Below are 24,322 nucleotides of genomic sequence, written 5' to 3' on the forward strand. Positions count from 1 at the left end.
AACTAATTACTTGACGGAGTCAATAACCTGCGAAGCTCACCGGAAGCCGAAGAGATGCGGCAGCCACAGCACCGTGCCGGGGACATAGGTGGTGATCGCCAGCGCCACCAGCAGCGCCGCCACGAACGGCCAAATTTCGCGGACCACGGCGTTGATCGGCGTGTCGCTCAGCTTGGCCAGCGTGAACAGCAGCAGGCCGAACGGCGGGGTGATCAGCCCGATCATGATGTTGATGGTGATGACGACGCCGAAATGCACGAGGTCGATGCCGAGCGCCTTGATGGTCGGCAGCAGCAGCGGCACGAGGATCAGGATCAGCGTGCCGGTGTCGATCAGGCAGCCGAGCACGAGGAACAAGAGATTGACCGCGAGCAGGAATTCCGGCCCCGACAGGTTGAGCCCGAGAATCCAGTCGGCCAGCGTGCGGTCGAGTTTCTCGGCGGTCACCGCGTAGTTGATGAGGAAGGCTCCGGCGATCAGCAGCATCACCACCGCCGAGGAGCGCATCGACTCGGTGAGCACTGCCCACAGCGTCGCCCAGTCATAGGCTCGGTAGACGAGGGCCGAGACCGCAAGCGAGTAGATCGCGGCGACGGCGGCCGCTTCGGTCGGCGTGAAGGCGCCGGTCCAGATGCCGCCGAGCAGCACGACCGGGATCGTCATCGGGATCGCCGCGCCGGCGGCGGCACGGCCGAATTCGCTCCAGCCCCGCCAGTCGCGGCAGGCAAGCCCGGTGCGCCGCGCCACGGTCGTCACCGTCGCCATCAGCGCCAGCGCCATGATGAGGCCGGGGACGACCCCGCCGAGGAACAGCGCGCCGACCGAGGCATTCGAATTGAGCGCGTAAAGCACGAGGGGGATCGAAGGCGGGATGATCGGCGCGATGGTCGCGGCGGCGGCGGTCAGCGCGGCGGCGAAGCCGGGCCGGAAACCGCCGACCTCGCGCATCATCTTCAGCGCGACGAGGCCGGGACCGGCGGCGTCGGCGAGCGCGCTGCCGCTCATCGAGGAGAAGATCACCGAGACGAGCACGGTGACGTGGCCGAGCCCGCCATGCAGGTGGCCGACCGCGGCGTCGGCGGCCGACCACAGCCGGCGGCTGATGGTGCCGGCGTTCATGACGTTGGCGGCGAGGATGAACATCGGCACCGCCAGCAGGATGTAGCTGTTGTAGAGCGAGTTCATGATCTGGTCGGCGGCGATGCCCAGATCCTGATGCGACGACATCAGATAGACGAAGCCGGCGACCAGCATCGACAGCGCGAGCGGAACGCGGGCGAGCGACAGGCCGACAAAGATCGCAAGCAGCAGCAGGAACGGTGTGCTCACGATGCGCTCCGCCCGGCGTCCGGTCCCGCGTTGCGGCCCGCGCCGATGCCGAACAGGCATTGCGCGGCGCGCGTGAGCAGCATCGCGGCCGAGGCGGCCTGGAACACGACGAAGCAGAAATAGACCTTGTCGAGCGACAGTTCGAAGGCCGGCGTCTTCTCACGCCACAGGAACAGGATGTAGTCGATCGTGGTCGGCAGCGCGTAGAGCAGGACGCCGCCGGCGATCGCCATGCCGATGCCCTCGACGATGCGGTTGGCGGGCGGGCGCATGCGGTCGACCAGAAGGTCGAAGCTGATCTGTTCCTTCAGGGTCACGGCGAGCGAGCCGCCGATCATGATGGTCCAGATGTAAAGAATGATCGCGGCTTCGCCGGCGCGGTCGGACGGATCATGCAGGCCGTAGCGCGCGATCACGCCGTAGCCGAAAGCCAGCACGACCGCCGCGAAGGCGAGCGTCGCGAGGATCGTCGCGACGCTGCGCACCAGCGCGGCGGCTCGTGCCAGCAGGATCACGGCTTCATCGCCTCGGCCATCAGCTTCGCATCCCACTTCTTGGCGAGATCGGAGGAAGCATAGACCTTGTCGGCGTTGGCGCGGAACAGCGCGAGGTCGACGGCGTCGACCTTGAGGCCCTTCGACTTCAGAAGTTCGGCGACCTGCTGCTCGTTGCCGTGGCGGCCCTTGTTGTTCTCGTCGGCGGCTTTGACGGCGGCGTCCTTCACCACCTTCTTCTGCGCGGCGGTGAGCTTGTCCCAGAACGGCTTGCTGATCGCGTAGAACACCGGCTGCACGAGATGCGAGGTCAGCACGACCTGCTCGGTCACCTCGTTGAACTTCGCGGCATACATGATGGTGAGCGGGTTTTCCTGGCCGTCGATCGCGCCGGTCTGCAGCGCGACATAGACCTCCGGCATCGCCATCGGGGTCGGCTCGACATTGAGCGTGCGGCCGAGCAGCAGCCACTCCGGCGTCGCCGGCATGCGCAGCTTCACGCCCTTGAGGTCGTCGGGGCCTTTCACCGCGCGCGCCTTGCGCAGGTTGAGCTGGCGGGTGCCGAGATAGGCGACCGAGAGGATCTCGATGCCCATGTCCTTGGCGACGGCGTCATGCACCGCCTTGCCGACCGGACCGGCCATGCTCTTGATCATGTGGTCGTAGTCGCGGAACAGGTAGGCGCGGTTGAGGAAGCCGAAGCTCGGCACCTGCTGCGACACCTCGAAGGTCGTCATCGTGCTCATTTCGAGGTTGCCGCGCTGGATCGCCGGCACCTCGGTGCCCTGGCGGAACAGCTTCGAGCCCGGATAGGTCTCGACCTTCACCCCGGCATTGGCCTTCTCGACCTCGGCCTTGAAGGTTTCCATCGACTTCGCAAGGAAGTCGGCCGGCGGTCCGGCGGTCGAAAAGCGGATCGTTACATCGGCGGCATTCGCGGCGCCGATGCCGACGAGCGCGGCGATGGCCGGTCCCGCGAGGCAGCGCGCCACTGTCCGAAACATCTGCATCACAACTCTCCTTGGTTTCGCCCGCGCGGGGCGCGACTAGTTCCTGATGGTCACCGAGAGGCGGCCAATGCCGTCGACTTCCGCGTCGATCTTGTCGCCTGGTTTGAGAAAGGTTCCCTTCGGCACGCCGACGCCGGCCGGCGTTCCGGTGAGGATCACGTCGCCGGGATCGAGCGTCATGATGTTGGACGCGAGCGCGATCTGCTCGGCGACCGAAAAGATCATCTGGCTCGTGTTGCTGTCCTGCTTCATCTCGCCGTTGACGGCGAGGCGCAGCTTGACGTTCTGCGGATCGGGCAGGGCGGCGGCCGGCACGATCCACGGGCCGAGCGGGCAGCCCATGTCGGTCGCTTTGCCGGCGACCCAGTCGAGCTTGTAGAACTGGTCCGGCGCCTGATTGAAATCGCGCGCCGACATGTCGATGCCGATGGTGTAGCCGGCGATGTGATCGAGCGCCTTGTCGGCGGTGACGTAGCGCGCGGTCTTGCCGATCACGGCGGCGAGTTCGATTTCCCAGTCGTATTTCTGCGTGCCGCGCGGCATCGCGATCTCCGCGCCGGGACCGACCACCGCGTTGCGTGGCGGCTTGAAGAAGAAGAACAGCCGCTGCGTCTCCTTCTTGACGCCGGGGAAGCCCATCTCGGCCATGTGGTCGTAGTAGTTGGCGCCGGCGCACAGGATCTTGCCGGGATAGAGCAGCGGCGCGAGCAGGTCCGCGCCTGCGGCGTCGATACCAATATTCGCACTTTGCGCGGCATTGATCTTCTTCGCGGCATCGTCGAGCCGCGACTTGTTGCGCGCCCAGTCGTCGAACAGCGCCATGGCGGTCGCCGGCAGGTCGGGCGCGAGCGCGGGGAAGGGAAAGAGTTTTTGATTCACCCGCAGGCAGGGTGTCGCCTTGCCGCCAATACGCGCCGTCGCCAAAGCCCACATGGAAGTCCGGTCTCCGTTTTCAGTGCGGGGTCATCGTCGGTCCGCGTTTCGGCCGAGTCAATGAATTTTGGAAAATTTAATCTGAATTGGAAAACTTGACCCCTAATCCAAATCCCGGCAGACAGGGCGGCATGGTGGCTATCGATTCATCGGGACGGTCCGCCGTCGGCCGCACGGTGGCGGCGCAGATCTACGATCAGCTCAAGACCGATCTGCTCGCCGGCGCCTTCACGCCGGGGGCGGCCTTGCTGACGCGCGAACTGCTCGCGCGCTACGGCTGCGGCATCAGCCCGCTGCGCGAGGCGCTGGCGCGTCTGGTCGGCGAGGGTTTTCTCGCGGCGAGCGGGCATCGCGGCGTTCGCGTGCCGGTGCCCTCGCTCGCCGATCTCGACGAGCTTTACCGCATCCGCATCCTGCTCGAATGCGAGGCGCTCGGCCTTGCGATGGAGCATGGCGACGATGTGTGGGAGGCGAATGCGCTCGCCGCCTGTCACCGGCTCGAACGCGCGGCATTGCCGGGCGCCGGACCGGAAGACGAACGCGGCGCGCGCACCGCGAGCTGGGAGGAGCGCCACCGCGCGTTTCATCTCGCGCTTGTCGCGGCCGCGCCGGCGCCGCGCCTGCTGCGCCTCGTCGAGCAGATGATGCAGCAGACCGAACGCTATCGCGCGCTGCGGCTGCTGCAGAGCCCGTCGGAGAAGCTGGTGCGCGACGTTACCGCCGAGCACCGCGCGCTGCTTGATGCCACGGTGGCGCGCGATCCGGCGGCGACGCAATTGCTGCGCGATCACCTGACGCGGACCTGGCGTTTCGTCGCCGATCTCGTCGAGCGCGGCAAGACGCCGGGTAACAAGACGCCGGACGGCAAGACGCAGCCGAAAAAACCGAAACGCTAGGATGCCGTCCGCAGCCTGACGGTCGCGCCGAGCAGCGCGATGCGCCTGGCCCCGAGCTTGCGCATCAGCGCGGCTTCCGGGTCGCCGCCGTCGGCATGGCCGCCCAATTCGTCATAGAAGCGGCGGTGGATCATCAGGCCGTTTTCGGGCCGGCGCGCCGTGCGCATCAATGCGCGCAACGCATCGCCCAGCGCGGAGCCTGCCGGCATGGCGCGGAACGTCGCCGCGTTTCGATAAGCACCGTCGCTCTCCTCGGCGAAGCGTTCGACAGCGCCGATCCATGTCGGGTCCGGCACCGCGCCCGCGCGCAGGAACATCAGCCATGGCGACCGCGCGGCCAGCGAGGCTTCGCGCAGCCGCGTGCCAAGCGGCGCGTCCGACTTGAGGAACTTGCAGCCGGCGATATCGGCCACCCGCTCGGTGTCGTCACGCGAATTGGCGTCGGCGACGATCACGTCGGTCAGCACGCCGGCGGTCGCACCCGGAACCAGCGCGGCGAGGGTCGGCACCAGCAGACGCTCCGATTCTCGCGTGGAAATAATCGCGGTCAGCATGAACCCCAGCCCGCTGAAGGCGTTGCCCCAGATCATGGGGTGTCACCACCGAACCCCCACGAGATCAAGCCTGGAAATGCCTGAATTTCGGACTATTTGTTTGTTCTTGTTATGTTCACATTTCAGCGCTAGGACGTGAACCATGGCTCGATCCCCGACAGCCCTGAGAAACCCGCCGGCGGGCGACCCGGCGTCCCGGCCGGATTCCCGGCCGAAGGACGATGCCGGTCTGCGCCCGGCCGACGAGATTTCCGGCCTGCTCGGCGTCGCTGTCGACTTCGAACGGCGGCGCGGCCGCGGCGCGGTGTCGAACGCCGCCGGCCGCTACGAGCCGACCGCGCGGATCGCCTTTGATGACGGCTGGCGCAGCCTCGACGACCTGCCGCCGTTCAAGACCACGGTGGCGCTCGACGCCACCCGCAAGATCATCACCCGCAACCAGTCGCCCGATATCGGCTTCGACCGTTCGATCAACCCGTATCGCGGCTGCGAGCACGGCTGCATCTACTGCTTCGCCCGGCCGACCCACGCTTATCTCGGTCTGTCGCCGGGTCTCGATTTCGAATCGCGGCTGTTTGCCAAGCCCGACGCGCCCGAACTGCTCGAGCGCGAACTGGCGTTGCCGAGCTACGAGCCGAAGGTGATCGCGATCGGTACCAACACCGACCCGTATCAGCCGATCGAGCGCCGCTACCAGATCATGCGGCGCATTCTCGAAGTGCTCGACCGCGCTTCGCACCCGGTCGGCATCGTGACGAAGTCGGCGCTGGTGCTGCGCGATATAGACATTCTCGCCCGCATGGCGCAACGCAATCTCGTCAAGGTCGCGCTGTCGGTGACGACGCTCGATCCGCAGCTCGCGCGCGTCATGGAGCCGCGCGCGGCAACGCCGATGCGACGGCTCGAAACGCTGCGCCGTCTCAATCAGGCCGGCATTCCGACCACGGTGATGGTCGCGCCGATCATTCCTGCGATCAACGACATGGAAATCGAGCGCATTCTCGACGCCGCCGTGCTCGCGGGCGTGAAAGAGGCGGGCTATGTGCTGCTGCGCCTGCCGCTCGAGGTGCGCGACCTGTTCCGCCAGTGGCTCGACGCCAATTTCCCCGACCGCGCCGACAAGGTGTTCAAGCTGATCCGCGAGACGCGTGGCGGCAAGGATTACGACGCCAATTGGGGTGCGCGCATGAGCGGCAAGGGGCCTTACGCCTGGTTGATCGGCCGCCGTTTCCAGCTCGCCTGCGAAAAGCGCGGCATCAACGCGCGCAAGCTGAAACTTTCGGTCGACAGCTATCGCCCGCCGAAGCCGGCGACCGAGCAACTCAGCCTGTTCGGAGACTGACGGGGCATTCATGCCGGAACACCACGACGCGCACCTCACGCTTGTCACGCTCGGCGTCGGCAATCTCGAACGCAGCATCGCCTTCTACGAGACGATGGGCTTCCGCCGGAAAAGCCGGGCCGCCGAAGGCGTCGGGTTCTTTCAGGCCGGCGCCTGCGCGATCGCGGTGTGGCGGTCGGACGAACTGGCAAAGGACGCGAATTTCGCATCCGAGGGCATGGCGCCCGCCTTCCGCGGCGTCGCGCTCGCATGGAACTGTAATACGCCGGAGGAGGCCGACGCCGTGATGACGCGGGCGGCCAAGGCGGGCGCGAAAATCCAGAAACCGGCGGAGGCGACCTTCTGGGGCGGCTATGTCGGCTACTTTACCGACCCGGACGGTCATCTCTGGGAGATCGCGCATAATCCGGCGTGGCCGCTGGACGACGAGGGCCGGGCGCAGATCCCGGACTGATTTCGCTCCTTTGATTTCTCCCCGCGATCCACCGACGCAACACGATACGAGTCGCTTGGACGGTTGACTTGAAACGGCCGCCGCGCACTGTTCGCGCATGCCTCCGTCCCCGACTCGACGAACCGCGACTCGCAAGGCCGTTTCCGCGCGCCTGCTCATCGACGAACCGGTGCTGCGCCCGACTTTCACGCGCGAGCGCCGCGCGCTGAAGAAGGGCATCTGGCCGGTCGCCGGCTGTGACGAGGCGGGTCGGGGGCCGCTCGCCGGGCCGGTGGTCGCCGCCGCCGTCATCCTCGATCCTGCCCGCGTGCCGCGCGGGCTGAACGATTCCAAGAAACTCGACGAGGACGAGCGCGAGAAGCTCTACGAGAAGATTTGCGCGACCGCCGAAGTCGCCGTCGCATTCGGTTCCACCGCACGAATCGACCGCGACAACATCCTGCGCGCCTCGCTGTGGGCGCTGGCGCGCGCGGTCGCGGCGCTGCCGTCGCGTCCTCGCCTCGTTTACGTCGACGGGCGTGACCGCATCGATGTCGCCTGCGATTGCGAGGCGGTCATCAAGGGTGATGCGCTGGTCGCCTCCGTTGCAGCGGCGTCCATTGTCGCCAAGGTGACGCGCGACCGGCTGATGGCGCGGGTCGGCGCGGCATGCCCCGGCTACGGTTTCGAGCGCCACCGCGGCTATGGCGTGCCGGAGCATCGCGCGGCTCTCGAGCGCCACGGGCCGACCGGGTTCCATCGGCGCAGTTTCGCGCCGGTCTTTGCCCGGCTGGCGAGCGTGGAGGAAGAGGCCGAGGACGACGCGCTTCTGGCAAGCTTGTTGCCACGCTGAGCGGCCTTCTCTATCTCTGACGGGCTGAGGGAACTCACCGGTCGGGCCGAACGCCGCTTCCATGCATTACGTCTCGCTCATCGTCGAGTTCCTGCGCGGCCGCCCGACGCTGGTGTTCTGGGGCGCCGCGCTGTCGCAGGCCGCGCTGTGGGTGGTCTTTCCCTGGCTGTTTTTCAGTTCGCCGCCGGGTGACGTGCCGATCCTGCTCGCGGTCGGTCATGAGTTGCGGCTCGGCAGTTATCTCGGCCCGCCGCTCGCCTTCTGGTTCGGCGACGTTGCGTTTCGCCTCGCCGGCGAGTTCGGCCTCTATGTTCTGGCGCAGGCCTGCGTCGTCACCGCGTTCTGGGCGGTGTTCGATCTCGGCCGCATGATCGTCGGCACCCGGCACGCCGCGCTAGCCGTTCTGCTGATGACCGGCATCGCCGCCTTCAGCCTGCCGAGCGTCGAGTTCGGCCCGGCGGTGCTGGCGATGCCGCTGTGGGCGCTGGCGCTCAATTATTACTGGCGCGCCAGCGGCGACGACGGCCGCGGCTACTGGTATCTGCTGGCGCTCGATCTTGGCCTGTTGCTGCTCACGACCTATGCCGGCGTGATTCTGCTCGCGCTGCTGCTGATCTATTCGCTGGCGACGCAGCGTGGCCGCCAGGCCTTCACGCAAGCCGAGCCCTGGCTCGCGGCGGTACTGCTGCTGATCGTGGTGTTTCCGCATGGCGTCTGGCTCGTGGACCGCTGGCCGGCGGTGCTGCCGACTTTGATGGGAGCAAGCGGCGGCGACTGGTGGACCTCCTCGGCGATGCGCTTCGTCAGCATCGTCGTCGTCGTTCATCTCGGCCTGGTGCTGCTCACCGTGCTGGCGAGCCGCTGGCGCGCGCCGCGCAACGAGCGGGTGCCGGAAATCGACCGTAGCCCGGCGCCGCGGTCGGCGCGTTACTTCGTCTACTTCTTTGCGCTGGCGCCCGCGTTGGCCGCCGTTGCGCTGCTGATCGGGCTCGGCCGCGCCGCGCCGCTCGAACGCGCGGCGCCGTTCGTCCTGCTGTCGGGCCTCATGGTCATCACGCTCGCGGGCGACCGCGTGCTGATCTTCCGCGAACGCATCGTGAGTTTTTCATGGCTCGGCCTGCTCGTGCTGCCGCCGGCGCTGACGTTCCTCTCGCTGATCTTCCTGCCCTGGACCGTGGCGACCAACCTGCAGACCGCGCAGCCGGCCGCCAGCATGGGGCGTTTCTTCGCCGACAGTTTCCAGCGCCGCACCGGCAAGCCGCTCGCCATCGTCGCGGGCGACGATCATCTCGCGAGCCTGATCGCGCTCGCCGCGCCGAGCCGGCCGACGGTGTATTTCGACCGCACGCCCGAACACAGCCCGTGGGTTAATGCCGACCTCATTCGCAAGAACGGTGCGGTGCTGGTCTGGCGCGCGAGCGAAAGCGACGCTGCGCCGCCGGCCGCGCTCAAGGCGCAGTTTCCCGAATTGTCGCCGGAAGTGCCGCGCGCCTTCGCGCGCACGATCCAGGGCCGTCTGCCGTTGATCCGCGTCGGCTGGGCGATGATCCGCCCGCAGGCGGAGCCTGCAAAGTAAGTAGCCCGCGCCGGGTCAGTGATAGCTTTCGCCTTCGGCAACCTTGCCGCGGAACACCCAGTAGATCATCGCGGTATAGCCAAGGATGACCGGCAGCAGCACCAGCGTTCCGACCAGCATGAAGATCTGGCTCGCCGGCGCGGCGGCGGCGTCCCATACGGTGAGCGAGGGCGGCACCAGATAAGGGAAATTCGAGATCACGATGCCGAGATAGCCGAGCAGGAACAGCATGATCGACGCGAAGAAGGGCAGGATCTCGCGGCCTTTCTCGATCCAGCGCCAGAGCGCGAGCGCGACGAGACCGGTCACCGCCGGCACCGGCCACAGGAAATAGAAATTCGGCAGCGAGAACCAGCGCGCGAAAATGCGTTCCGACATCATGGGGGTCCACAGGCTGACGATCCCCATGAACACCAGCACGGCGAGCAGCAACAGCTTCGCCTGGCTGCGCCCGCGCTGACCGACCGGCCCTTCGGCCTTCATGTTGAGCCAGGTCGCGCCGAGCAGGCCGTAACCCGACACGAGCGCCAGCCCGCACAGCGCGGAAAACGGCGTCGCCCACTCGAACGGGCCGCCGGCAAAGGCGCCGTTCTCGATTTTGATGCCCTGGATCATGCCGCCGAGGATGACGCCTTGCGAAAACGCGGCGATCGTCGAGCCTGCGGCGAAGGCGAAATTCCATTTCGCCTTGGTCTCGGCGACGCTGCGGAATTCGAACGCGACGCCGCGGAAGATCAGGCCGAGCAACATCACGATCACCGGCAGGTAGAGCGCCGGCATGATGATCGCATAGGCTTGCGGAAAGGCGACGAACAGACCGCCGCCGCCCAGCACCAGCCAGGTCTCGTTGCCGTCCCAGAACGGTTTGACGGTCGCCATCATCTGGTCGCGCTCGCGGTCGTCCTTGGCGAACGGAAACAGGATGCCGATGCCGAGGTCGAAACCGTCGAGGATGACATAGAGCGAAACGGCGGTGCCGATCAGCGCCGCCCACATCACCGGGAGATACCACTCCATTCCCATGGCCGCCTCCCTTTACCGGTTGCCGATGGCTTCGCGGGCGGCTTTGCCCGCCGCGCTCAGCGGATTATTGGCGGTGCCTGAATCGTCGCTCACCGCGCTGCCTTGCGGGCCGCGATTGATCAGCCGGTTGATGTAGTAGATGCCCATCGAGAAGATGATGCCGTAGGTGACGACGAACAGCGCCAGCGTGCCGGCGATGGTCGCGCCCGGCACCGGCGAGGTGGCGTCCGCCGTGCGCAGGATGCCGTGAGCGATCCACGGCTGCCGCCCGCTTTCGGTGACAACCCAGCCGGCGATCACCGCGACGAAGCCGGTCCACCAGGTCTGCGAAACGATGCGCAGGTACCAGCGCGTGTCTTCGAGCCGCCCGCGCCACCACAGGAACGCGCCGTAGAGCGCGGCCGCGATCATGAAGAAGCCGATCGCCAGCATGATGCGGAAGGCGAAGAACACGGTGACGACCGGCGGGCGGTCCTGCGGCGGCACACTCTTGAGGCCGGGAAACAGGCCGTCGACCTTGTGCGTCAGGATCAGCGAGGAGCCGCGCGGGATCGAGATTGCGAAGCGGTTCATTTCCGCTTTCTCGTCGGGCCAGGCGAAGATGTGGAAATCGCCCGGCTTGCTGCCGTCCCAATGCGCCTCCATCGCCGCGACCTTGATCGGCTGATGTTCGAGCGTGTTGAGGCCGTGCTGGTCGCCGATGAAGAGCTGCAGCGGCGCAAGCACCGCCATCAGGCCGATGGCCATGCGCACCATCGTGCGCCCCTGCGCGACATGCGTGCCGGCGATGAGATAGCGCGCGCCGACTGCGAGCACGACGAAGCCGGTCGTCAGATAGGCCGCGTTCAGCATGTGCGCGAAGCGGTAGGGGAAGCTCGGGTTGAACACCACCGCGATCCAGTCGACCGGGTAGGCGATGCCGTTGCGGATCTCGTGGCCGGCCGGCGTCTGCATCCAGCTGTTGGCGGACAGGATCCAGAACGCCGAAATCGCGGTGCCGACCGCGACGATCGCCGCCGACAGGACATAGAGCCAGTCCGGCACGCGGTTGAAGCCGAACAGCATGATGCCGAGGAAGGTCGCTTCGAGGAAGAAGGCGGTCAGCACCTCGTAGCCGATCAGCGGCCCGATCACGTTGCCGACGACGACCGAGAAACGGCTCCAGTTGGTGCCGAACTGGTAGGACAGCACGATCCCCGACACCACACCCATCGCGAAGGAGACCGCGAAGATCTTGGTCCAGAACCGCATCAGCAGGTGATAGCGCTCGGTGCCGCTGCGCAGCCACATCGCGCCGAGCGTCGCGATATAGGCGGACAGGCCGATCGTGAAGCTCGGAAAGATGATGTGAAAGATGATGGTGAAGGCGAACTGCAGCCGGGCAAGCATGACCGGATCGAGTTCCAAGGCGAAATTCACGGTTATGGCTCCTTCCGGAAATGCCGTTTGGTTCCAATTGGATTTTCAATTGCGAGCCGAAATCGGATCGGGTGCCTCCGTTTGGCGAAGATCAAGCCAACGGATCGATACTATCACCCCCGGTCGCCGCGCGCAGATGCTTTCTGCCGCACGGCTCTGCGCGTCGCGCCGGGATCGCGCAGGGGCAGCGGTCCGGCGGTTGGCGGCCATGCAAGTTTTTGCGGTGAACAACCTGCTTCCCCCGGGGTTTTGCGCGCGCCTGCGCGCTAGTGTTGCCCCGGGGCAAGGAGCGGTCTGCGACAGTTACGCGGCCTGCGGAGTCCTGTGAGCGCAAACGGGGGTTGCGATGGCTCGGAAAACCAAGACACCGGCGAAATCCGCGGGTTCCACCGGCGGCGGCGTGGAGGCGATGCTCGACCGTTACTTCGGGCTGACGCAATCCGGCACCAATGTGCGCACCGAATTCATCGCCGGCATCACGACCTTCCTGACGATGGTCTACATCGTTTTCGTCAACCCCGCGATCCTGAGCAAGACCGGCATGGATCACGGCGCGGTATTCGTCGCGACCTGCATCGCCGCCGCCGTGTCGACGTTGGTGATGGCGCTTTATGCGAATTATCCCATCGCGCTCGCGCCCGGCATGGGGCTCAACGCCTTCTTCGCCTTCACCGTGGTGCTGACCTACAAATACACGTGGCAGCAGGGACTCGCCGCCGTGTTCTGCTCGGGCGTGATCTTCTTTCTGATCTCGGTGTTCCGCATCCGGCAATACGTCATCGATGCGATCCCGCAGAATTTGAAGTTCGCGGTGTCTGCGGGCGTCGGATTGTTCCTCGGCATCATCGCGCTCGAGGAAGCCAAGATCATCGTCGACCACCCGGCGACGCTGGTGACGCTCGGCGACCTGCGGCACTGGGAGCCGGCGCTGATGCTGATCGGCTTCGTCCTGATCGCGGCGCTCAATTACCGGCGCATCATGGGCGGCACGCTGATCGGCGTTCTCGTGGTGGCCCTGATCGGCATCCCGCTCGGCCTGTCGAAGTTCACCGGCGTCGTCTCGATGCCGCCCTCGATCTCGCCGACCCTGTTGCAACTCGATTTCTCGCGGGTTGGTGAGGCGACGTTCCTCATCGTGGTGTTCTCGATCCTGTTCGTCGATGTGTTCGACAATGCCGGCACGCTGATCGGCGTCACCCATCGCACCGGGCTGATGAAGGACGGCAAGCTCGCGCGCATGAAGGAGGCTCTGATCTCCGACAGCTTCGCGGCGATGTTCGGCTCGCTGATCGGCACCTCGACGACGACCAGCTATATCGAGAGCGCTGCCGGCGTGTCGGCGGGCGGGCGCACCGGCCTGACCGCGGTGTTCGTCGCGATCTTCTTCCTGCTCGCGCTGTTCTTCGCGCCGCTCGCCGGCATGATCCCGGCCTATGCTTCGGCTGCTGCGCTCTTGTTCGTCGCCTGCGTGATGGCGCGGGGCCTCTCGGAAATCGACTGGGAGGACGTGACCGAATACGCGCCGGCGGTGGTGACGGCCGTCACCATGCCGCTGACCTATTCGATCGCGACCGGCATCGGCCTCGGTTTCATCACCTACGCCGTGATCAAGATCATCGCCGGGCGGGTCAAGGACGCTTCGCCGGCGGTGATGGTGCTGGCTGCGCTGTTCGCCATCAAGTTCGCGGTGGCTGGATAGGCGGCCGGCAAGGGGGAGGCGATTTGGGCGCGTTCCCGTTTGCGAGCTGGCAGATCTGGGCTGTCGGCGCCGCGGTGTTCGCGGCGCTGACGGCGATCTTTGCCAAGGTCGGGGTCGAGAACGTCAACTCGGACTTCGCCACCTTCGTCCGCACCATCGTCATTCTGGTGTCGCTCGCCTTTATTCTGTTGGCGACGGGGCAGTTCCAGTCGCCCGGATCGGTGTCGGCGCGCAGCTACGTCTTCCTCGTGCTGTCGGGCCTGGCGACCGGCGCGTCCTGGGTTTGTTATTTCCGTGCGCTGAAGATCGGACAGGCGGCGCAGGTCGCGCCGATCGACAAGCTGTCGGTGGCGCTGGTCGCGCTGTTCGGCGCCGTCTTTCTCGGCGAGTCGCTGACGTTGCCGAACTGGCTCGGTGTCGCGCTGATTGTGGTTGGCGCGATACTGGTTGCCTATCGCTAGTCCGGTTGCGGACCGTCTAGTTGGTCGGCGCGGTCAGCTTGAGGCCGAAATAGTCCGGCACCACCTTCTGCGAATTGTTGGGCCGCAAGGTCTTCGACAGGTTCGACCCGTCGCTGCTGTCGACGCCGGGCTGCCGGTTGACGTCGCGGGTGCGCGCGGCGTCGAAATTGAGCTGGTACTTGTCGTAGCGGCCGATTTCGACGCCGGACGGCGTTTGCGGCTTGCGGTCGCCGGAGGTGACGAGATCCTGCTGGTTGGCGCCGCGCCGCTCGGGCTGCGGCGCAAACACTTCGGGGTCGAGCTTCGGCGTTTCGACCGGCTTGAACGGCGTCGGGTCCGATTGCTGGGCAACGGCCGAAAGCGGTCCGAGCAGCGAAACGGCAAGAGTCACAGCAAGCGTTGCGGCGAGCGTCAATCGCACGAGAGCCTCCTGCGGGCGAACGCGATCCTTTATTCGTCCAGCGCCTTTTTTATGGCGAGGAAGTCGCGCCAGGCGAGCCGCTTCTGCAGCGGCGAGCGCAGCAGGAAGGCCGGATGGAAGGTCGGCAGCGCGCGAATCTGGCGCTTGCCGGTGTCGTAGTCGTACCAGCGCCCGCGCGACTTGGTGATGCCTTCCTTGATGCCGAGCAGCGTCTGCGACGACGGGCCGCCGAGGCATACCACGATATCGGGATCGACTAGTTCGATCTGCCGCCGGATGAACGGCAGGCAGATCGCGGACTCCTGCGGCGTCGGCGTGCGGTTGCCGGGCGGCCGCCACGGAATGATGTTGGCGATGTAGACGCCGCTGCGGTCGAGACCGATCGCGGCGAGCATGCGGTCGAGCAGCTTGCCGGAGCGGCCGACGAAGGGCAGGCCTTCGATGTCCTCGTCGCGGCCGGGCGCCTCGCCGACGAACATCACGCGCGTGCCCGGCGCGCCGTCCGAAAACACGAGTTGCGTCGCGGTCTGCTTCAGCGCGCAGCCCTCGAAGCCGCGCAGCAGCTCCTTGAGTTCGTCGAGCGTGTTGGCGCTGCGCGCAAGCTCGCGCGCCGACATGGCAGCCTCTTCGGGCGCCGCCGGGGCACTTGACGCCGCGACCGGCATCGGTGCCGGACTTGCCGCGGGCCGCGCGGTCGCGCTGCGAGCCGGGGCGGCGGCCTGCGTCGGCGTGTCGTCGGCGAAGCGGTCGACCGGCGTTTCCTGCACCGGCGCGTCGACGCCCGCCTCCGTATAGAAGGCGAGCAGATCGCGGGCGGATTTTTCAGTTTCGACGTTCATGGCAGCCGTTTTTCTGATCATCGAATGTAGCATCCCGATGGCGCGGCGCGGACCGTCATTCGCCGCCGCCCACAGGCGCGCGCCGCTGGTATGCCACGAAACGCGCTGGCGGATTGTCACACATTGGAATTCGTGGAAAACCTGTCCGGGACCGCAAACGACCGCCGTTCAGAGGACCGCATGAGCCAGCAAGATCTTCCAGCTCGCGAGGCGATGGAATTCGACGTCGTGATCGTCGGCGCCGGGCCGGCGGGGCTCGCCGCCGCGATCGCGCTGAAAGAGGCCAATTCCGAGATTTCCGTCGTCGTGGTCGAGAAGGGCTCCGAGGTCGGCGCACACATCCTCTCCGGTGCGGTGATCGACCCGGTCGGTCTCGACCGTCTGCTGCCGGACTGGCGCGGCGACGAGACCGCGCCGATCAAGACCAAGGTGACCGACGACCGCTTCTATTATCTCGGCCACAACGGCGCGTTGCGGCTGCCGAACATCATGATGCCGCCGCTGATGAGCAATCACGGCAATTACATCGTCTCGCTCGGCAGCGTGTGCCGCTGGCTCGCCACCAAGGCGGAGGCGCTGGGCGTCGAAATCTATCCGGGCTTCGCGGCGGCGGAGGTGCTTTACGGCGAGGGCGGCGCGGTCGAAGGCGTCGCCACCGGCGACATGGGCATCGGCAAAAGCGGCGCGCCGAAAGACTCGTTCACGCGCGGCATGGAGCTGCGCGCCAAATACACGCTGTTCGCCGAAGGCGCGCGCGGCAATCTCGGCAAGCAATTGATCGCGAAATTCAATCTCGCGGACGGCCGCGAGCCGCAGAAGTTCGGCCTCGGCCTGAAGGAGCTCTGGCAGGTCGCGCCGGACAAGCATCGCAAGGGCATGGTGCAGCATTCGTTCGGCTGGCCGCTCGACAACTCCACCGGCGGCGGTTCGTTCCTCTATCACTTCGACGACAATCTGGTGTCGGTCGGCTTCGTCGTTCACCTGAACTACAAGAACCCTTATCTGTCGCCGTTCGAGGAATTCCAGCGCTTCAAGACGCATCCGCTGGTGCGTGGCACGTTCGAAGGCGGCAAGCGGCTCGCCTACGGCGCGCGCGCGCTGACCGAAGGCGGCTGGCAGTCGGTGCCGAAGCTGACCTTCCCCGGCGGCGCGCTGATCGGCTGCGACGCCGGCTTCATGAACGTGCCGCGCATCAAGGGCAGCCATAACGCCATGCTGTCCGGCATGCTCGCCGCCGAGCAGGTCGCGCTGGCGCTTGCCGCCGGCCGTGCTCATGACGAACTGACGATGTATGACGAGGCTTGGCGCGGCTCGCTGATCGGCCGCGACCTCAAGCGCGTGCGCAACGCCAAGCCGCTGTGGTCGAAATACGGCACGCTCGCCGGCATCGCGCTCGGCGGCCTCGACATGTGGACCAACACGCTCGGCTTCTCGCTGTTCGGCACCGTCTCGCACGGCAAGCCGGACTATGCCTCGCTCAAACCCGCGGCGCAGTGCAAGCCGATCGCGTATCCGAAGCCCGACGGCAAGCTCACCTTCGACCGGCTGTCCTCGGTGTTCCTGTCGAACACCAATCACGAGGAAGACCAGCCGCCGCATCTGAAGGTCGCCGACATGGCACTGCAGAAGGCGTCGGAGCATGACGTCTTTGCCGGACCGTCATCGCGCTATTGCCCCGCGGGCGTCTACGAGTGGGTAGACGAGGGCAGCGACCCGAAGTTTGTCATCAACGCGCAGAACTGCGTCCACTGCAAAACCTGCGATATCAAGGATCCAAATCAGAACATCACCTGGGTGCCGCCGGAAGGCGCCGGCGGTCCGAACTACCAGGAGATGTGACCCTTAAAAGTCGATCAGGTCGGCGAGCGCCTGTGGCGCCGTCACCATCGCGTCGTGGCCGGTCGCAAGCTCGGTCATCGTCATGCCGAGCGCCGCGCCTTTCGTCTTCGCCCAGTCGCGCGAGGATTGCAGCGGCGCGTAGACCGGGTCGGTGCAGGCGATATAGGTCGCCGGCAGTCCGTTGCCGACCGGCCCCTTGATGTTCAATGGCGACTGATAGGTGCCGACCGGGTGCGGCGTCAGCCGCTCCTCCACCATCTTCGCCAGCGCCGGATCGACGATGCCGAACGCCTTGCCCGGCGGCGCGGGGATGCTGACGCCGCCCGACGGCTCCGCAAGCTTCAGCCGCGAGGCGACCACGTCATCGGGCAGGATGCTGAACGGGCTTTGGCCGCCTTCGATGATCAGCGAGTCGAGATAGATCAGTTGCCGGATGCGTCCACGCATGCGGTCGGCGACGCCGGAGATCGTGTTGCCGCCGAAGCTGTGCCCGACCAGAACGATGTCATCGAGCCGCTCGAAGTCGATGACATTCGTAATGTCCTCGATGAATGTGTCGAGCGTGATCGCCTTCGAAATCAGGTGGCGGCGTTCGCCCAGCCCCGTCTGGGTCGGGGTCAAAACGCTGTGGCCGCGGCTGCGCAAAATTGCGGCAACGGCACTCCAGCACCACCCGCCATGCCAGGCGCCGTGGACGAGGACGAAGGTCTTGTTCTGCGACATTCCGGCGTTCCGTTGCGAGTGATGGGCGATGCTTTTTGTGCCGATCAAAGGGCATAGATTTTCCCGATCCGGATTCCAAGGCCGCGACCGATGCACTCAAAAAATGCCCACAGCGCCGCGCTTTTGCCGTACTGGCTTGGCAGTGCTGTTCTTGCGGTGCAGCGACAAACAGGCCATGCTGCCCGAATCCGGCGCTGGCGGTGATTTCCACCGCCGCAATCAGGTTTGGACCTTGTTCCGACCGTTTGGAGCATAACCAGTGACGACTTCGAGATTTCGCCGAACCGCCGCGACAGCCGTTGTGGCGGCTGCGGTCGTGGCAGCGCCGTTTACGATTTCGGCCCAGATCCCGACGCAGCAGGAACTCTCGCATGTGTCGGCCTCCGGCAGTTATCTCGCCGCGCGTCACGCCGGCCAGATGCGCGACGCTTCCGCCGCCGCCGCCTATTACCGCGCCGCCATCAAGCGCGATCCGAAGAACACCGAACTGATCGAGCGCGCATTCCTGTCGCTGCTGATCGGGGGCGACGTCGAGGAGTCCGTCAAGCTCTCCGATCGCGTGTTGAAGCTCGACAAGAACGATCGCGTCGCGCGCCTCGTCGCCGGCGTGCACAATCTCAAGCAGAAACATTATGCATCGGCGCGCCGCAACGTGGCGCAGTCGGTGCGCGGGCCGATCACCGACCTCACCGCGACGCTGCTGTCGGCCTGGGCGCTGCAGGGCGCCGGCGACACCAAGGACGCCATCGCCGCGATCGACCGCCTGCAGGGGCCAGACTGGTACGGAATCTTCAAGGAACTGCATGCCGGTCTCATCCTCGACGTCGCCGGCAAGCAGAAGGACGCCGGCAAGCGGCTGGCCGACGCCTACAAGCTCGACTCCAACGCGCTGCGGGTGGTCGAGGCCTATGGCAGCTGGTTGTCCCGCAACGGCAAGGCGGAGCAGGCGAAGGAAGTTTACGAAGGCTTCGAGAAGACCATTCCGCGTCATCCGCTGACGCAGGCCGCGCTGGCGAAAATCAAGGCGGGCGAGAAGGTGCCGCAGATCGTGGCGACGGCGCAGGCCGGCGCGGCGGAGTCGCTGTACGGTCTCGGCGCGTCGCTTGGCCGCCGCGGCGGCGAGGATCTCGGCCTCGTCTACCTGCAACTCGGTCTTTATCTCGCGCCGACGCATCCGCTCGCGCTCCTGTCGCTCGCCGATCTCTACGAGACGCTCAAGAAGCCGGAACTGGCGATCAAGGCTTACGAGCGCATCCCGGCGAATTCGCCGCTGCATCGCAACGCCGCGATCCAGATGGCGGCCAACCTCGACAGTCTCGAGCGCACCGACGAAGCCAAAAAGCACCTGCGCGAGCTCATCACGGAAAACCCGAAGGATTCCGAAGCCATCATGGCGCTCGGCACCGTGCTGCGCGCGCACAAGGAATTCGCCGAGTGTGCCGACACCTATTCCAAGGCGGTGGACCTGATCCAGCAGCCGGCGACCAAGGCGAACTGGCTGGTCTTCTATTTCCGCGGCATCTGTTACGAGCGCGCCAAGCAATGGCCGAAGGCGGAAGCCGATCTCAAGAAAGCGCTGGAGCTGTTCCCGGACCAGCCGCACGTCCTGAACTATCTCGGCTATTCGTGGATCGACCAGGGCGTCAATCTCGACGAAGGCATGGACATGATCAAGCGCGCGGTCGCCGCGCGCTCCGACGACGGCTACATCGTCGATTCGCTCGGCTGGGCCTATTACCGCCTCGGCAACTACGAGGAGGCGGTCAAGCAGCTTGAGCGCGCCATCGAATTGAAGCCGCAGGACCCGACCATCAACGACCATCTCGGCGACGCCTATTGGCGGGTCGGCCGCAAGCTCGAGGCGACCTTCCAGTGGTCGCACGCGCGCGACCTGAAGCCGGAGCCGGAAGACCTGCCGAAGATCCTCGAGAAGCTGAAATCCGGTCTGCCGGAAGAAACCTCCTCCCAGGCCAAGGCGGTCAAGAAAGACAAGGACAACGGCGGCTGAGCGAACCGCCGTTGCGGCGTTTGTCGTGCCCGATGCCTTATCCGAGACGCTGACGGAACGCGCCCCCGCGAAGGTCAATCTGACGCTGCGTGTGCTCGGACGGCGCGCCGACGGCTATCACCGCCTCGAAAGCCTCGTTGCCTTCGCCGATCTCTGCGATGATCTGACGCTCGTGCCGGACGGCGACATCTGGCTCGATGTCGAAGGCCCGTTCGCGGCTCAATGCGGCGCGACGCAGGGCAACCTCGTGACGCGCGCGGCGGCCGCGCTCGCGGCCGGTGTCGGCGAATTGAAACAGGGCCGCTTCCGCCTCACCAAGCGCATTCCGGTGGCCGCCGGTCTCGGCGGCGGTTCGGCGGACGCCGCCGCCGCGTTGCGACTGCTGGCGCGCGCCAACGGCATGGCCGGGGACGACCGCCGGCTTGCGCAGGCGGCCGCGACAGTCGGCGCCGACGTGCCGGTCTGTCTCGATCCGCGTGCGCGGTTCATGCGCGGCGTGGGGGAGGAACTGTCGCCGCCGCTCGATCTGCCGCCGTTGCCGGCGCTGTTGGTCAATCCGGGCGTGCCGCTGGCGACGCGCGATGTCTTCGCGCGGTTCGATCTCAGCCGGGCGTCGCCGGAGGGCGCGACGCAGGTGCCGCGGGACCGTGACGCGTTTTTTGGCTGGCTGGAAAACGAGGGCAACGATCTCACCGAAGCGGCGACCGCCTGCGCGCCGGTCGTCGGCGAGGTGCTCGGCGTGCTGGCCAAGCTTTCAGGCTGCCGCGTTGCCCGCATGTCGGGTTCCGGCGCGACCTGCTTTGCGCTGTTCGACAACGCCGACGACGTCACGGCGGCGGCGAAGGCGCTCGCCGCCGGCCGCGCCGGCTGGTGGGTGCAGGCGGTGACGCTGCGCTGAACCGCACTCCGCTCATTCCCGCGAAATTCCTTGCTGTCATGCCCCGCGCATGCGGGGCATCCAGTAAACGACTGAAAGATTTGTGTGTACTGGATCGCCCGCCTTCGCGGGCGATGACAGCCGAGTGAGAGCGACAGAGGACTTTAATGCGTCCGCGCGACGCAGAAGTCGATTGTCTCTTCCAGCGCCTGTTTCATCGGCGAATTGGCCGCGAGCGCCAGCGCATCCTTGGCGATCTGCCCGTAATGGCGAGCGCGGCCGATGGTGTCCTCGATGGCGTGGTGCTTTGCGAGCAGCGCCATCGCGGTGTCGAGATCGCCGTCCTTGATCTCGCCGCGCGCCAGCGTGCGGTTCCAGAACTCGCGCTCGCTTTCCGAGCCGCGGCGGAACGACAGCACCACCGGCAGCGTGATCTTGCCTTCGCGGAAATCGTCGCCGACATTCTTGCCGAGCTTGGCGGATTTGCCGCCGTAGTCGAGCGCGTCGTCGACGAGCTGGAACACGACGCCGAGATTCATGCCATAGCTGCGGCAAGCCGCCTGCTGCGACTTCGAGGCCCCGGCGAGCACCGGCCCGACCTCGCAGGCCGCGGCGAACAGTTCCGCGGTCTTGGCGCGGATCACGCTCAGATATTCGTCCTCGTTGGTCGCCGTGTTCTTGGCGGCGGCGAGCTGCATCACCTCGCCCTCCGCGATCACCGCGGCGGCGGAGGAGAGGATTTCGAGCGACTGCAGGTTGCCGACCTCGGTCATCATCTTGAAGGCCTGGCCGAGCAGGAAGTCGCCGACCAGCACGCTCGCCTCGTTGCCCCAGACCATGCGGGCGGCCGGCTTGCCGCGCCGCATGTCGCTTTCGTCGACCACGTCGTCATGCAGCAGCGTCGCGGTGTGCATGAATTCGACCGCGGCGGCGAGCTTGACGTGGCCGTCGCCGCCATAGCCGCAGAGCTGCGCCATCGCGAGCGTCAGCATCGGCCGCAGCCGCTTGCCGCCCGACGAGATCAGGTGGTTGGCGACTTCGGGGATCATCGTCACGTCGGAACCCGTGCGCGACAGGATCGTTTCGTTGACGCGCGCCATGTCGGGGGCGGTCAGCCCAACCAGCCGCTCGATCGACGGTTGGGACGGATTTTCGAAGGGAACGACGACGGCCACGCGGCACTCCGGAGCGGGAACGGAAACCAGACAACAACAATAGAAACGCCGGGCGCGTGGAGCAAGTGTAACCGGGCGGTATCCATGCCGCACCAAAGCGGGCGTATGGCGCGCGAAAAACGCGGCGGCTTCCTGTACGATGACGAATCAGCGCCCCACAGCGGGCAACGCGCGGAAACCGACGCGGGGGAGCGACGTGAAGCGTGCCAGCGCCAAGAGGGTCGGGGAGAGGATCGCAGCGAGGTCCGCCGCGCCGGAGGCCGCACCGGCTGGTCCGCCCGTAGCCATCGACATCGCGGTGCTGGTGCCCTGCTACAACGAGGAGCGATCGGTCGGCAAGGTGGTGCAGGATTTCCAGGCCGCGCTGCCGGACGCGACCGTTTACGTCTACGACAACAATTCGAGCGATGGCACCGCCGAGATCGCACGCGCCGCCGGCGCGCAGGTGTTCCACGAGCCGCATCAGGGCAAGGGCTATGTGGTGCGCCGCATGTTCACCGACATCGACGCCGACGTCTATGTGCTGGTCGACGGCGACGCCACCTATGACGCGCCGAGCGCGCGCAAGATGATCGACCGGCTTTTGACCGAGCGGCTCGATATGGTGGTCGCGGCGCGCGTCGACCGCGAGGTCGCCGCCTATCGCGCCGGTCACCGCGCCGGCAACCGGCTGCTGACCGGCTTCGTCGCCAATACCTTCGGCAACGTCTTCACCGACATCCTGTCCGGCTATCGGGTGTTCTCGCGGCGCTTCGTCAAGTCGTTCCCGGTGCTGTCGGGCGGTTTCGAGATCGAAACGGAACTGACGATCCACGCGCTCGAGCTCGACCTGCCGGTCGGCGAGATCGAGACGCCCTATTACGCGCGGCTCGAAGGCTCGGCGTCGAAGCTCAACACCTGGCGCGACGGTTTCCGTATCCTGTTCACCATCGTCAATCTCTACCGCGCCGAGCGGCCGCTGCCGTTTTTCAGCGGCATCGCCGTCGCGCTGGCCGCGATTTCGGTCGGCCTTGCCGTTCCGGTCTTCATCACCTTCGTCGAGACGGGCCTCGTGCCGCGGCTGCCGACCGCGGTGCTGTCGACCGGCCTGATGCTGCTCGCGTTCCTTGCGTTCTCGGTCGGCATGGTGCTCGACACCGTGACGCGGGGGCGTCGCGAGGCGAAGCTGTTCGCCTATCTCGCGCAGCGCGCGCCGGGGCAGAACAGGCGCAGGTCCGCGCCGGAGCGAGGAAAGCGGTAGCACCGATGCGCGAACTGGTCCGCGCCAACGATCCGGTGCTCATCTCCGCGATCGTGGCTTTGCTCGACGGCGCCCGCATTCATCACATGGTGCTCGACCAGAACATGAGCGTGCTGGAAGGCTCGCTCGGCGTGCTGCCGCGCCGGGTGCTGGTGCCGGGCGAAGACTTTGCCAGGGCGCGGCGTCTCCTGCAGGATGCGGGGCTCGGCCACGAGTTGCGCCCCGATGACGGCACCTGACATCACATTCGAAACGACCGAAGACCGCGCGCTCGGCGGCAGGCTGACGCTGCGGCAGCCAAAGCGCGGGCATCGCTTCGGCCATGACGCGATCCTGCTCGCGGCGGCGACGCCGGCCGCGGGCGGCGAAACCGCCGTCGAGCTTGGCGCCGGCGTCGGTGCGGCGGGGCTCGCGCTCGCGCATCGGGTGCCCGGTCTGCGCGTGGTGCTGGCCGAGATCGACCCCGCGCTGGCCGCGCTCGCGCAGCACAACGCCGCGCGCAACGCCATGGCGGACCGCGTGCGCGCGGTGGCCTGCGACGTGACGGCGCCCGATCTCGCCGCGCGGCTCGGCCTTGCGCCTGCAAGCGTCGATGCCGTGCTGATGAACCCGCCGTTCAACGACGCCGAACGGCAGAATATGTCGCCGTATGCCGCGCGGCGGCGCGCCCATGTGGGTGACGCGCAGACGCTGCCGCACTGGGTCGCGGCGGCGGCCGGCCTGCTCAGGCTGCAGGGGACACTGAGTTTGATCTGGCGCGCCGACGGGCTCGATGCCGTCCGTGCGGCGCTATCCGGCGCGTTCGGCGACCTTGCCGTACGGGAGGTCTATCCGCGGCCCGGCAAGCCGGCGATCCGGGTGCTGGTGCGTGCCGTCAAGGGTGGCGGGGCCGTCGCCGCGGCGCTTCCCGGCCTGACGCTGGCCGACGACGAGGGCCGTCCGTCCGATGCGGCCGAGGCGGTGCTCCGCCACGGTGCTGCTTTGATCTGATGTCTCTGTCTGCGCGCGCCCGCGTGCGGCTGGTCAGGATTTGAGCTGCACGCCGGACGGTTTGCGTCGCCGCCACAGGGCAAGCTGACGCTTCACGCGGGAGACGCGGTCGTCATCGAGGTGCGACAATGCAATGATGACGCCGATCAAGGCGAACAACAAAGCGAGTTTGGGTTCCATGTTCCACG

At 66.5% G+C, this 24,322-nt stretch carries 25 protein-coding genes; 13 read left to right on the plus strand and 12 right to left on the minus strand.

All coding sequences use genetic code 11. The features are described from left to right. Nucleotides 1-36: 36 nt before the first annotated feature. Genes AB7F10_RS05940 through AB7F10_RS05955 form a run of 4 tightly spaced genes read right to left on the minus strand, consistent with a single transcriptional unit; the run spans nt 37 to nt 3,766 of the window. Entirely contained in the window at nt 37-1,329 is a 1,293-nt protein-coding gene (locus tag AB7F10_RS05940; protein WP_428559707.1) for a TRAP transporter large permease, read from the minus strand. Beyond that, nucleotides 1,326-1,844 (minus strand): TRAP transporter small permease, encoded by a 519-nt coding sequence (locus tag AB7F10_RS05945; protein WP_428559705.1) that lies wholly within the window; start codon nt 1,842-1,844, stop codon nt 1,326-1,328. Before AB7F10_RS05945 ends, AB7F10_RS05940 begins: the two co-directional genes overlap by 4 nt. Next, nucleotides 1,841-2,833: a DctP family TRAP transporter solute-binding subunit gene (locus AB7F10_RS05950; RefSeq protein ID WP_428559703.1), complete on the minus strand. Its 993-nt coding sequence runs from the start codon at nt 2,831-2,833 to the stop codon at nt 1,841-1,843. The genes AB7F10_RS05945 and AB7F10_RS05950 overlap by 4 nt, the downstream gene beginning before the upstream one ends. A gap of 36 nt (nt 2,834-2,869) precedes the next feature. Beyond that, on the minus strand, nt 2,870-3,766 hold the full coding sequence (locus AB7F10_RS05955; protein WP_428559701.1) for a fumarylacetoacetate hydrolase family protein: 897 nt from the start codon (nt 3,764-3,766) through the stop codon (nt 2,870-2,872). A 131-nt stretch (nt 3,767-3,897) separates the two neighbouring features. Here AB7F10_RS05955 and AB7F10_RS05960 point away from each other — a divergent pair, with 131 nt between their 5' ends. Next, nucleotides 3,898-4,662: a GntR family transcriptional regulator gene (locus tag AB7F10_RS05960; protein WP_428559699.1), complete on the plus strand. Its 765-nt coding sequence runs from the start codon at nt 3,898-3,900 to the stop codon at nt 4,660-4,662. Here AB7F10_RS05960 and AB7F10_RS05965 read toward each other — a convergent pair. Beyond that, nucleotides 4,659-5,252, minus strand: coding sequence for a glycosyl transferase (locus tag AB7F10_RS05965; protein WP_428559697.1), 594 nt, complete (start codon nt 5,250-5,252; stop codon nt 4,659-4,661). The genes AB7F10_RS05960 and AB7F10_RS05965 overlap by 4 nt on opposite strands. 106 nt (nt 5,253-5,358) lie before the next feature. Here AB7F10_RS05965 and AB7F10_RS05970 point away from each other — a divergent pair, with 106 nt between their 5' ends. The 4 genes from AB7F10_RS05970 to AB7F10_RS05985 all read left to right on the plus strand — a co-directional run bounded on the left by AB7F10_RS05970 (nt 5,359) and on the right by AB7F10_RS05985 (nt 9,420). Next, nucleotides 5,359-6,558 carry a PA0069 family radical SAM protein gene (locus tag AB7F10_RS05970; protein WP_428559695.1) on the plus strand — a complete coding sequence of 400 codons (1,200 nt, stop codon included), beginning with the start codon at nt 5,359-5,361 and terminating at the stop codon, nt 6,556-6,558. A 10-nt stretch (nt 6,559-6,568) separates the two neighbouring features. Continuing rightward, nucleotides 6,569-7,012 (plus strand): VOC family protein, encoded by a 444-nt coding sequence (locus AB7F10_RS05975; RefSeq protein WP_428559693.1) that lies wholly within the window; start codon nt 6,569-6,571, stop codon nt 7,010-7,012. Nucleotides 7,013-7,109: 97 nt separating this feature from the next. Continuing rightward, nucleotides 7,110-7,844: a ribonuclease HII gene (locus AB7F10_RS05980; protein ID WP_428559690.1), complete on the plus strand. Its 735-nt coding sequence runs from the start codon at nt 7,110-7,112 to the stop codon at nt 7,842-7,844. A 61-nt stretch (nt 7,845-7,905) separates the two neighbouring features. Next, on the plus strand, nt 7,906-9,420 hold the full coding sequence (locus tag AB7F10_RS05985; protein WP_428559687.1) for a glycosyltransferase family 39 protein: 1,515 nt from the start codon (nt 7,906-7,908) through the stop codon (nt 9,418-9,420). 15 nt (nt 9,421-9,435) lie between these two features. Here AB7F10_RS05985 and cydB read toward each other — a convergent pair whose 3' ends face one another. Together cydB and AB7F10_RS05995 are read right to left on the minus strand one after the other, a co-directional pair. Then, nucleotides 9,436-10,437, minus strand: coding sequence for a cytochrome d ubiquinol oxidase subunit II (gene cydB, locus AB7F10_RS05990; RefSeq protein WP_428559685.1), 1,002 nt, complete (start codon nt 10,435-10,437; stop codon nt 9,436-9,438). Nucleotides 10,438-10,455: 18 nt separating this feature from the next. Next, complete coding sequence (locus AB7F10_RS05995; protein WP_428560042.1) at nt 10,456-11,850, minus strand: cytochrome ubiquinol oxidase subunit I; 1,395 nt, start codon at nt 11,848-11,850, stop codon at nt 10,456-10,458. Nucleotides 11,851-12,271: 421 nt separating this feature from the next. On the opposite strand from AB7F10_RS05995, the gene AB7F10_RS06000 reads away from it, so the two are divergent. Both AB7F10_RS06000 and AB7F10_RS06005 read left to right on the plus strand, forming a co-directional pair. Beyond that, complete coding sequence (locus AB7F10_RS06000) at nt 12,272-13,561, plus strand: NCS2 family permease (protein WP_428560040.1); 1,290 nt, start codon at nt 12,272-12,274, stop codon at nt 13,559-13,561. A gap of 23 nt (nt 13,562-13,584) precedes the next feature. Further along, nucleotides 13,585-14,022, plus strand: coding sequence for an EamA family transporter (locus tag AB7F10_RS06005; protein WP_428559682.1), 438 nt, complete (start codon nt 13,585-13,587; stop codon nt 14,020-14,022). 16 nt (nt 14,023-14,038) lie between these two features. Here the strand turns inward: AB7F10_RS06005 and AB7F10_RS06010 are convergent, their stop codons facing one another. Further along, nucleotides 14,039-14,443, minus strand: coding sequence for a hypothetical protein (locus AB7F10_RS06010; protein ID WP_428559680.1), 405 nt, complete (start codon nt 14,441-14,443; stop codon nt 14,039-14,041). 29 nt (nt 14,444-14,472) lie between these two features. Further along, a complete protein-coding gene (locus AB7F10_RS06015; RefSeq protein WP_428559677.1) occupies nt 14,473-15,282 on the minus strand; it encodes a uracil-DNA glycosylase in 810 nt (269 codons plus the stop codon). A gap of 180 nt (nt 15,283-15,462) precedes the next feature. Between AB7F10_RS06015 and AB7F10_RS06020 the strand changes: the two genes are divergently transcribed. After that, nucleotides 15,463-17,121 (plus strand): electron transfer flavoprotein-ubiquinone oxidoreductase, encoded by a 1,659-nt coding sequence (locus AB7F10_RS06020; RefSeq protein ID WP_428559674.1) that lies wholly within the window; start codon nt 15,463-15,465, stop codon nt 17,119-17,121. 3 nt (nt 17,122-17,124) lie between these two features. Here AB7F10_RS06020 and AB7F10_RS06025 read toward each other — a convergent pair whose 3' ends face one another. After that, entirely contained in the window at nt 17,125-17,844 is a 720-nt protein-coding gene (locus AB7F10_RS06025) for an alpha/beta fold hydrolase (protein ID WP_428559671.1), read from the minus strand. A 259-nt stretch (nt 17,845-18,103) separates the two neighbouring features. On the opposite strand from AB7F10_RS06025, the gene AB7F10_RS06030 reads away from it, so the two are divergent. Both AB7F10_RS06030 and AB7F10_RS06035 read left to right on the plus strand, forming a co-directional pair. Further along, the gene (locus AB7F10_RS06030) at nt 18,104-19,852 is read left to right on the plus strand and encodes a tetratricopeptide repeat protein (RefSeq protein ID WP_428559669.1); all 1,749 of its coding nucleotides are present in this window, start codon (nt 18,104-18,106) and stop codon (nt 19,850-19,852) included. Between the two features lie 25 nt (nt 19,853-19,877). Next, a complete protein-coding gene (locus AB7F10_RS06035) occupies nt 19,878-20,750 on the plus strand; it encodes a 4-(cytidine 5'-diphospho)-2-C-methyl-D-erythritol kinase (RefSeq protein ID WP_428559667.1) in 873 nt (290 codons plus the stop codon). 143 nt (nt 20,751-20,893) lie between these two features. On the opposite strand, the gene AB7F10_RS06040 is transcribed toward AB7F10_RS06035, so the two are convergent. After that, nucleotides 20,894-21,904, minus strand: a complete 1,011-nt coding sequence (locus tag AB7F10_RS06040) for a polyprenyl synthetase family protein (RefSeq protein ID WP_428559665.1) — start codon at nt 21,902-21,904, stop codon at nt 20,894-20,896. 196 nt (nt 21,905-22,100) lie between these two features. Between AB7F10_RS06040 and AB7F10_RS06045 the strand changes: the two genes are divergently transcribed. Genes AB7F10_RS06045 through AB7F10_RS06055 form a run of 3 tightly spaced genes read left to right on the plus strand, consistent with a single transcriptional unit; the run spans nt 22,101 to nt 24,134 of the window. Further along, on the plus strand, nt 22,101-23,144 hold the full coding sequence (locus tag AB7F10_RS06045; protein ID WP_428559663.1) for a glycosyltransferase: 1,044 nt from the start codon (nt 22,101-22,103) through the stop codon (nt 23,142-23,144). A 5-nt stretch (nt 23,145-23,149) separates the two neighbouring features. Then, nucleotides 23,150-23,383, plus strand: a complete 234-nt coding sequence (locus AB7F10_RS06050) for a DUF2007 domain-containing protein (RefSeq protein WP_428559660.1) — start codon at nt 23,150-23,152, stop codon at nt 23,381-23,383. Then, nucleotides 23,370-24,134 (plus strand): tRNA1(Val) (adenine(37)-N6)-methyltransferase, encoded by a 765-nt coding sequence (locus AB7F10_RS06055; RefSeq protein WP_428559657.1) that lies wholly within the window; start codon nt 23,370-23,372, stop codon nt 24,132-24,134. Before AB7F10_RS06050 ends, AB7F10_RS06055 begins: the two co-directional genes overlap by 14 nt. Nucleotides 24,135-24,167: 33 nt before the next feature. Here AB7F10_RS06055 and AB7F10_RS06060 read toward each other — a convergent pair whose 3' ends face one another. After that, nucleotides 24,168-24,314, minus strand: coding sequence for a hypothetical protein (locus AB7F10_RS06060; RefSeq protein ID WP_428559655.1), 147 nt, complete (start codon nt 24,312-24,314; stop codon nt 24,168-24,170). Between the last annotated feature and the right edge of the window lie 8 nt (nt 24,315-24,322).

This window comes from Pseudolabrys sp. (genome assembly GCF_050250095.1).
Lineage (GTDB): Bacteria > Pseudomonadota > Alphaproteobacteria > Rhizobiales > Xanthobacteraceae > Pseudolabrys.

What these genes read in the sequence shown, in the direction of transcription:
- AB7F10_RS05950 (WP_428559703.1), bottom strand. Translation starts at nt 2,833, where the DNA reads ATGCAGATGTTTCGGACAGTGGCGCGCTGCCTCGCGGGACCGGCCATC.
- AB7F10_RS05955 (WP_428559701.1), bottom strand. Translation starts at nt 3,766, where the DNA reads ATGTGGGCTTTGGCGACGGCGCGTATTGGCGGCAAGGCGACACCCTGC.
- AB7F10_RS05960 (WP_428559699.1), top strand. Translation starts at nt 3,898, where the DNA reads ATGGTGGCTATCGATTCATCGGGACGGTCCGCCGTCGGCCGCACGGTG.
- AB7F10_RS05965 (WP_428559697.1), bottom strand. Translation starts at nt 5,252, where the DNA reads ATGATCTGGGGCAACGCCTTCAGCGGGCTGGGGTTCATGCTGACCGCG.
- AB7F10_RS05970 (WP_428559695.1), top strand. Translation starts at nt 5,359, where the DNA reads ATGGCTCGATCCCCGACAGCCCTGAGAAACCCGCCGGCGGGCGACCCG.
- AB7F10_RS05975 (WP_428559693.1), top strand. Translation starts at nt 6,569, where the DNA reads ATGCCGGAACACCACGACGCGCACCTCACGCTTGTCACGCTCGGCGTC.
- AB7F10_RS05980 (WP_428559690.1), top strand. Translation starts at nt 7,110, where the DNA reads ATGCCTCCGTCCCCGACTCGACGAACCGCGACTCGCAAGGCCGTTTCC.
- AB7F10_RS05985 (WP_428559687.1), top strand. Translation starts at nt 7,906, where the DNA reads ATGCATTACGTCTCGCTCATCGTCGAGTTCCTGCGCGGCCGCCCGACG.
- cydB (WP_428559685.1), bottom strand. Translation starts at nt 10,437, where the DNA reads ATGGAGTGGTATCTCCCGGTGATGTGGGCGGCGCTGATCGGCACCGCC.
- AB7F10_RS06000 (WP_428560040.1), top strand. Translation starts at nt 12,272, where the DNA reads ATGCTCGACCGTTACTTCGGGCTGACGCAATCCGGCACCAATGTGCGC.
- AB7F10_RS06015 (WP_428559677.1), bottom strand. Translation starts at nt 15,282, where the DNA reads ATGAACGTCGAAACTGAAAAATCCGCCCGCGATCTGCTCGCCTTCTAT.
- AB7F10_RS06020 (WP_428559674.1), top strand. Translation starts at nt 15,463, where the DNA reads ATGAGCCAGCAAGATCTTCCAGCTCGCGAGGCGATGGAATTCGACGTC.
- AB7F10_RS06025 (WP_428559671.1), bottom strand. Translation starts at nt 17,844, where the DNA reads ATGTCGCAGAACAAGACCTTCGTCCTCGTCCACGGCGCCTGGCATGGC.
- AB7F10_RS06050 (WP_428559660.1), top strand. Translation starts at nt 23,150, where the DNA reads ATGCGCGAACTGGTCCGCGCCAACGATCCGGTGCTCATCTCCGCGATC.
- AB7F10_RS06055 (WP_428559657.1), top strand. Translation starts at nt 23,370, where the DNA reads ATGACGGCACCTGACATCACATTCGAAACGACCGAAGACCGCGCGCTC.
- AB7F10_RS06060 (WP_428559655.1), bottom strand. Translation starts at nt 24,314, where the DNA reads ATGGAACCCAAACTCGCTTTGTTGTTCGCCTTGATCGGCGTCATCATT.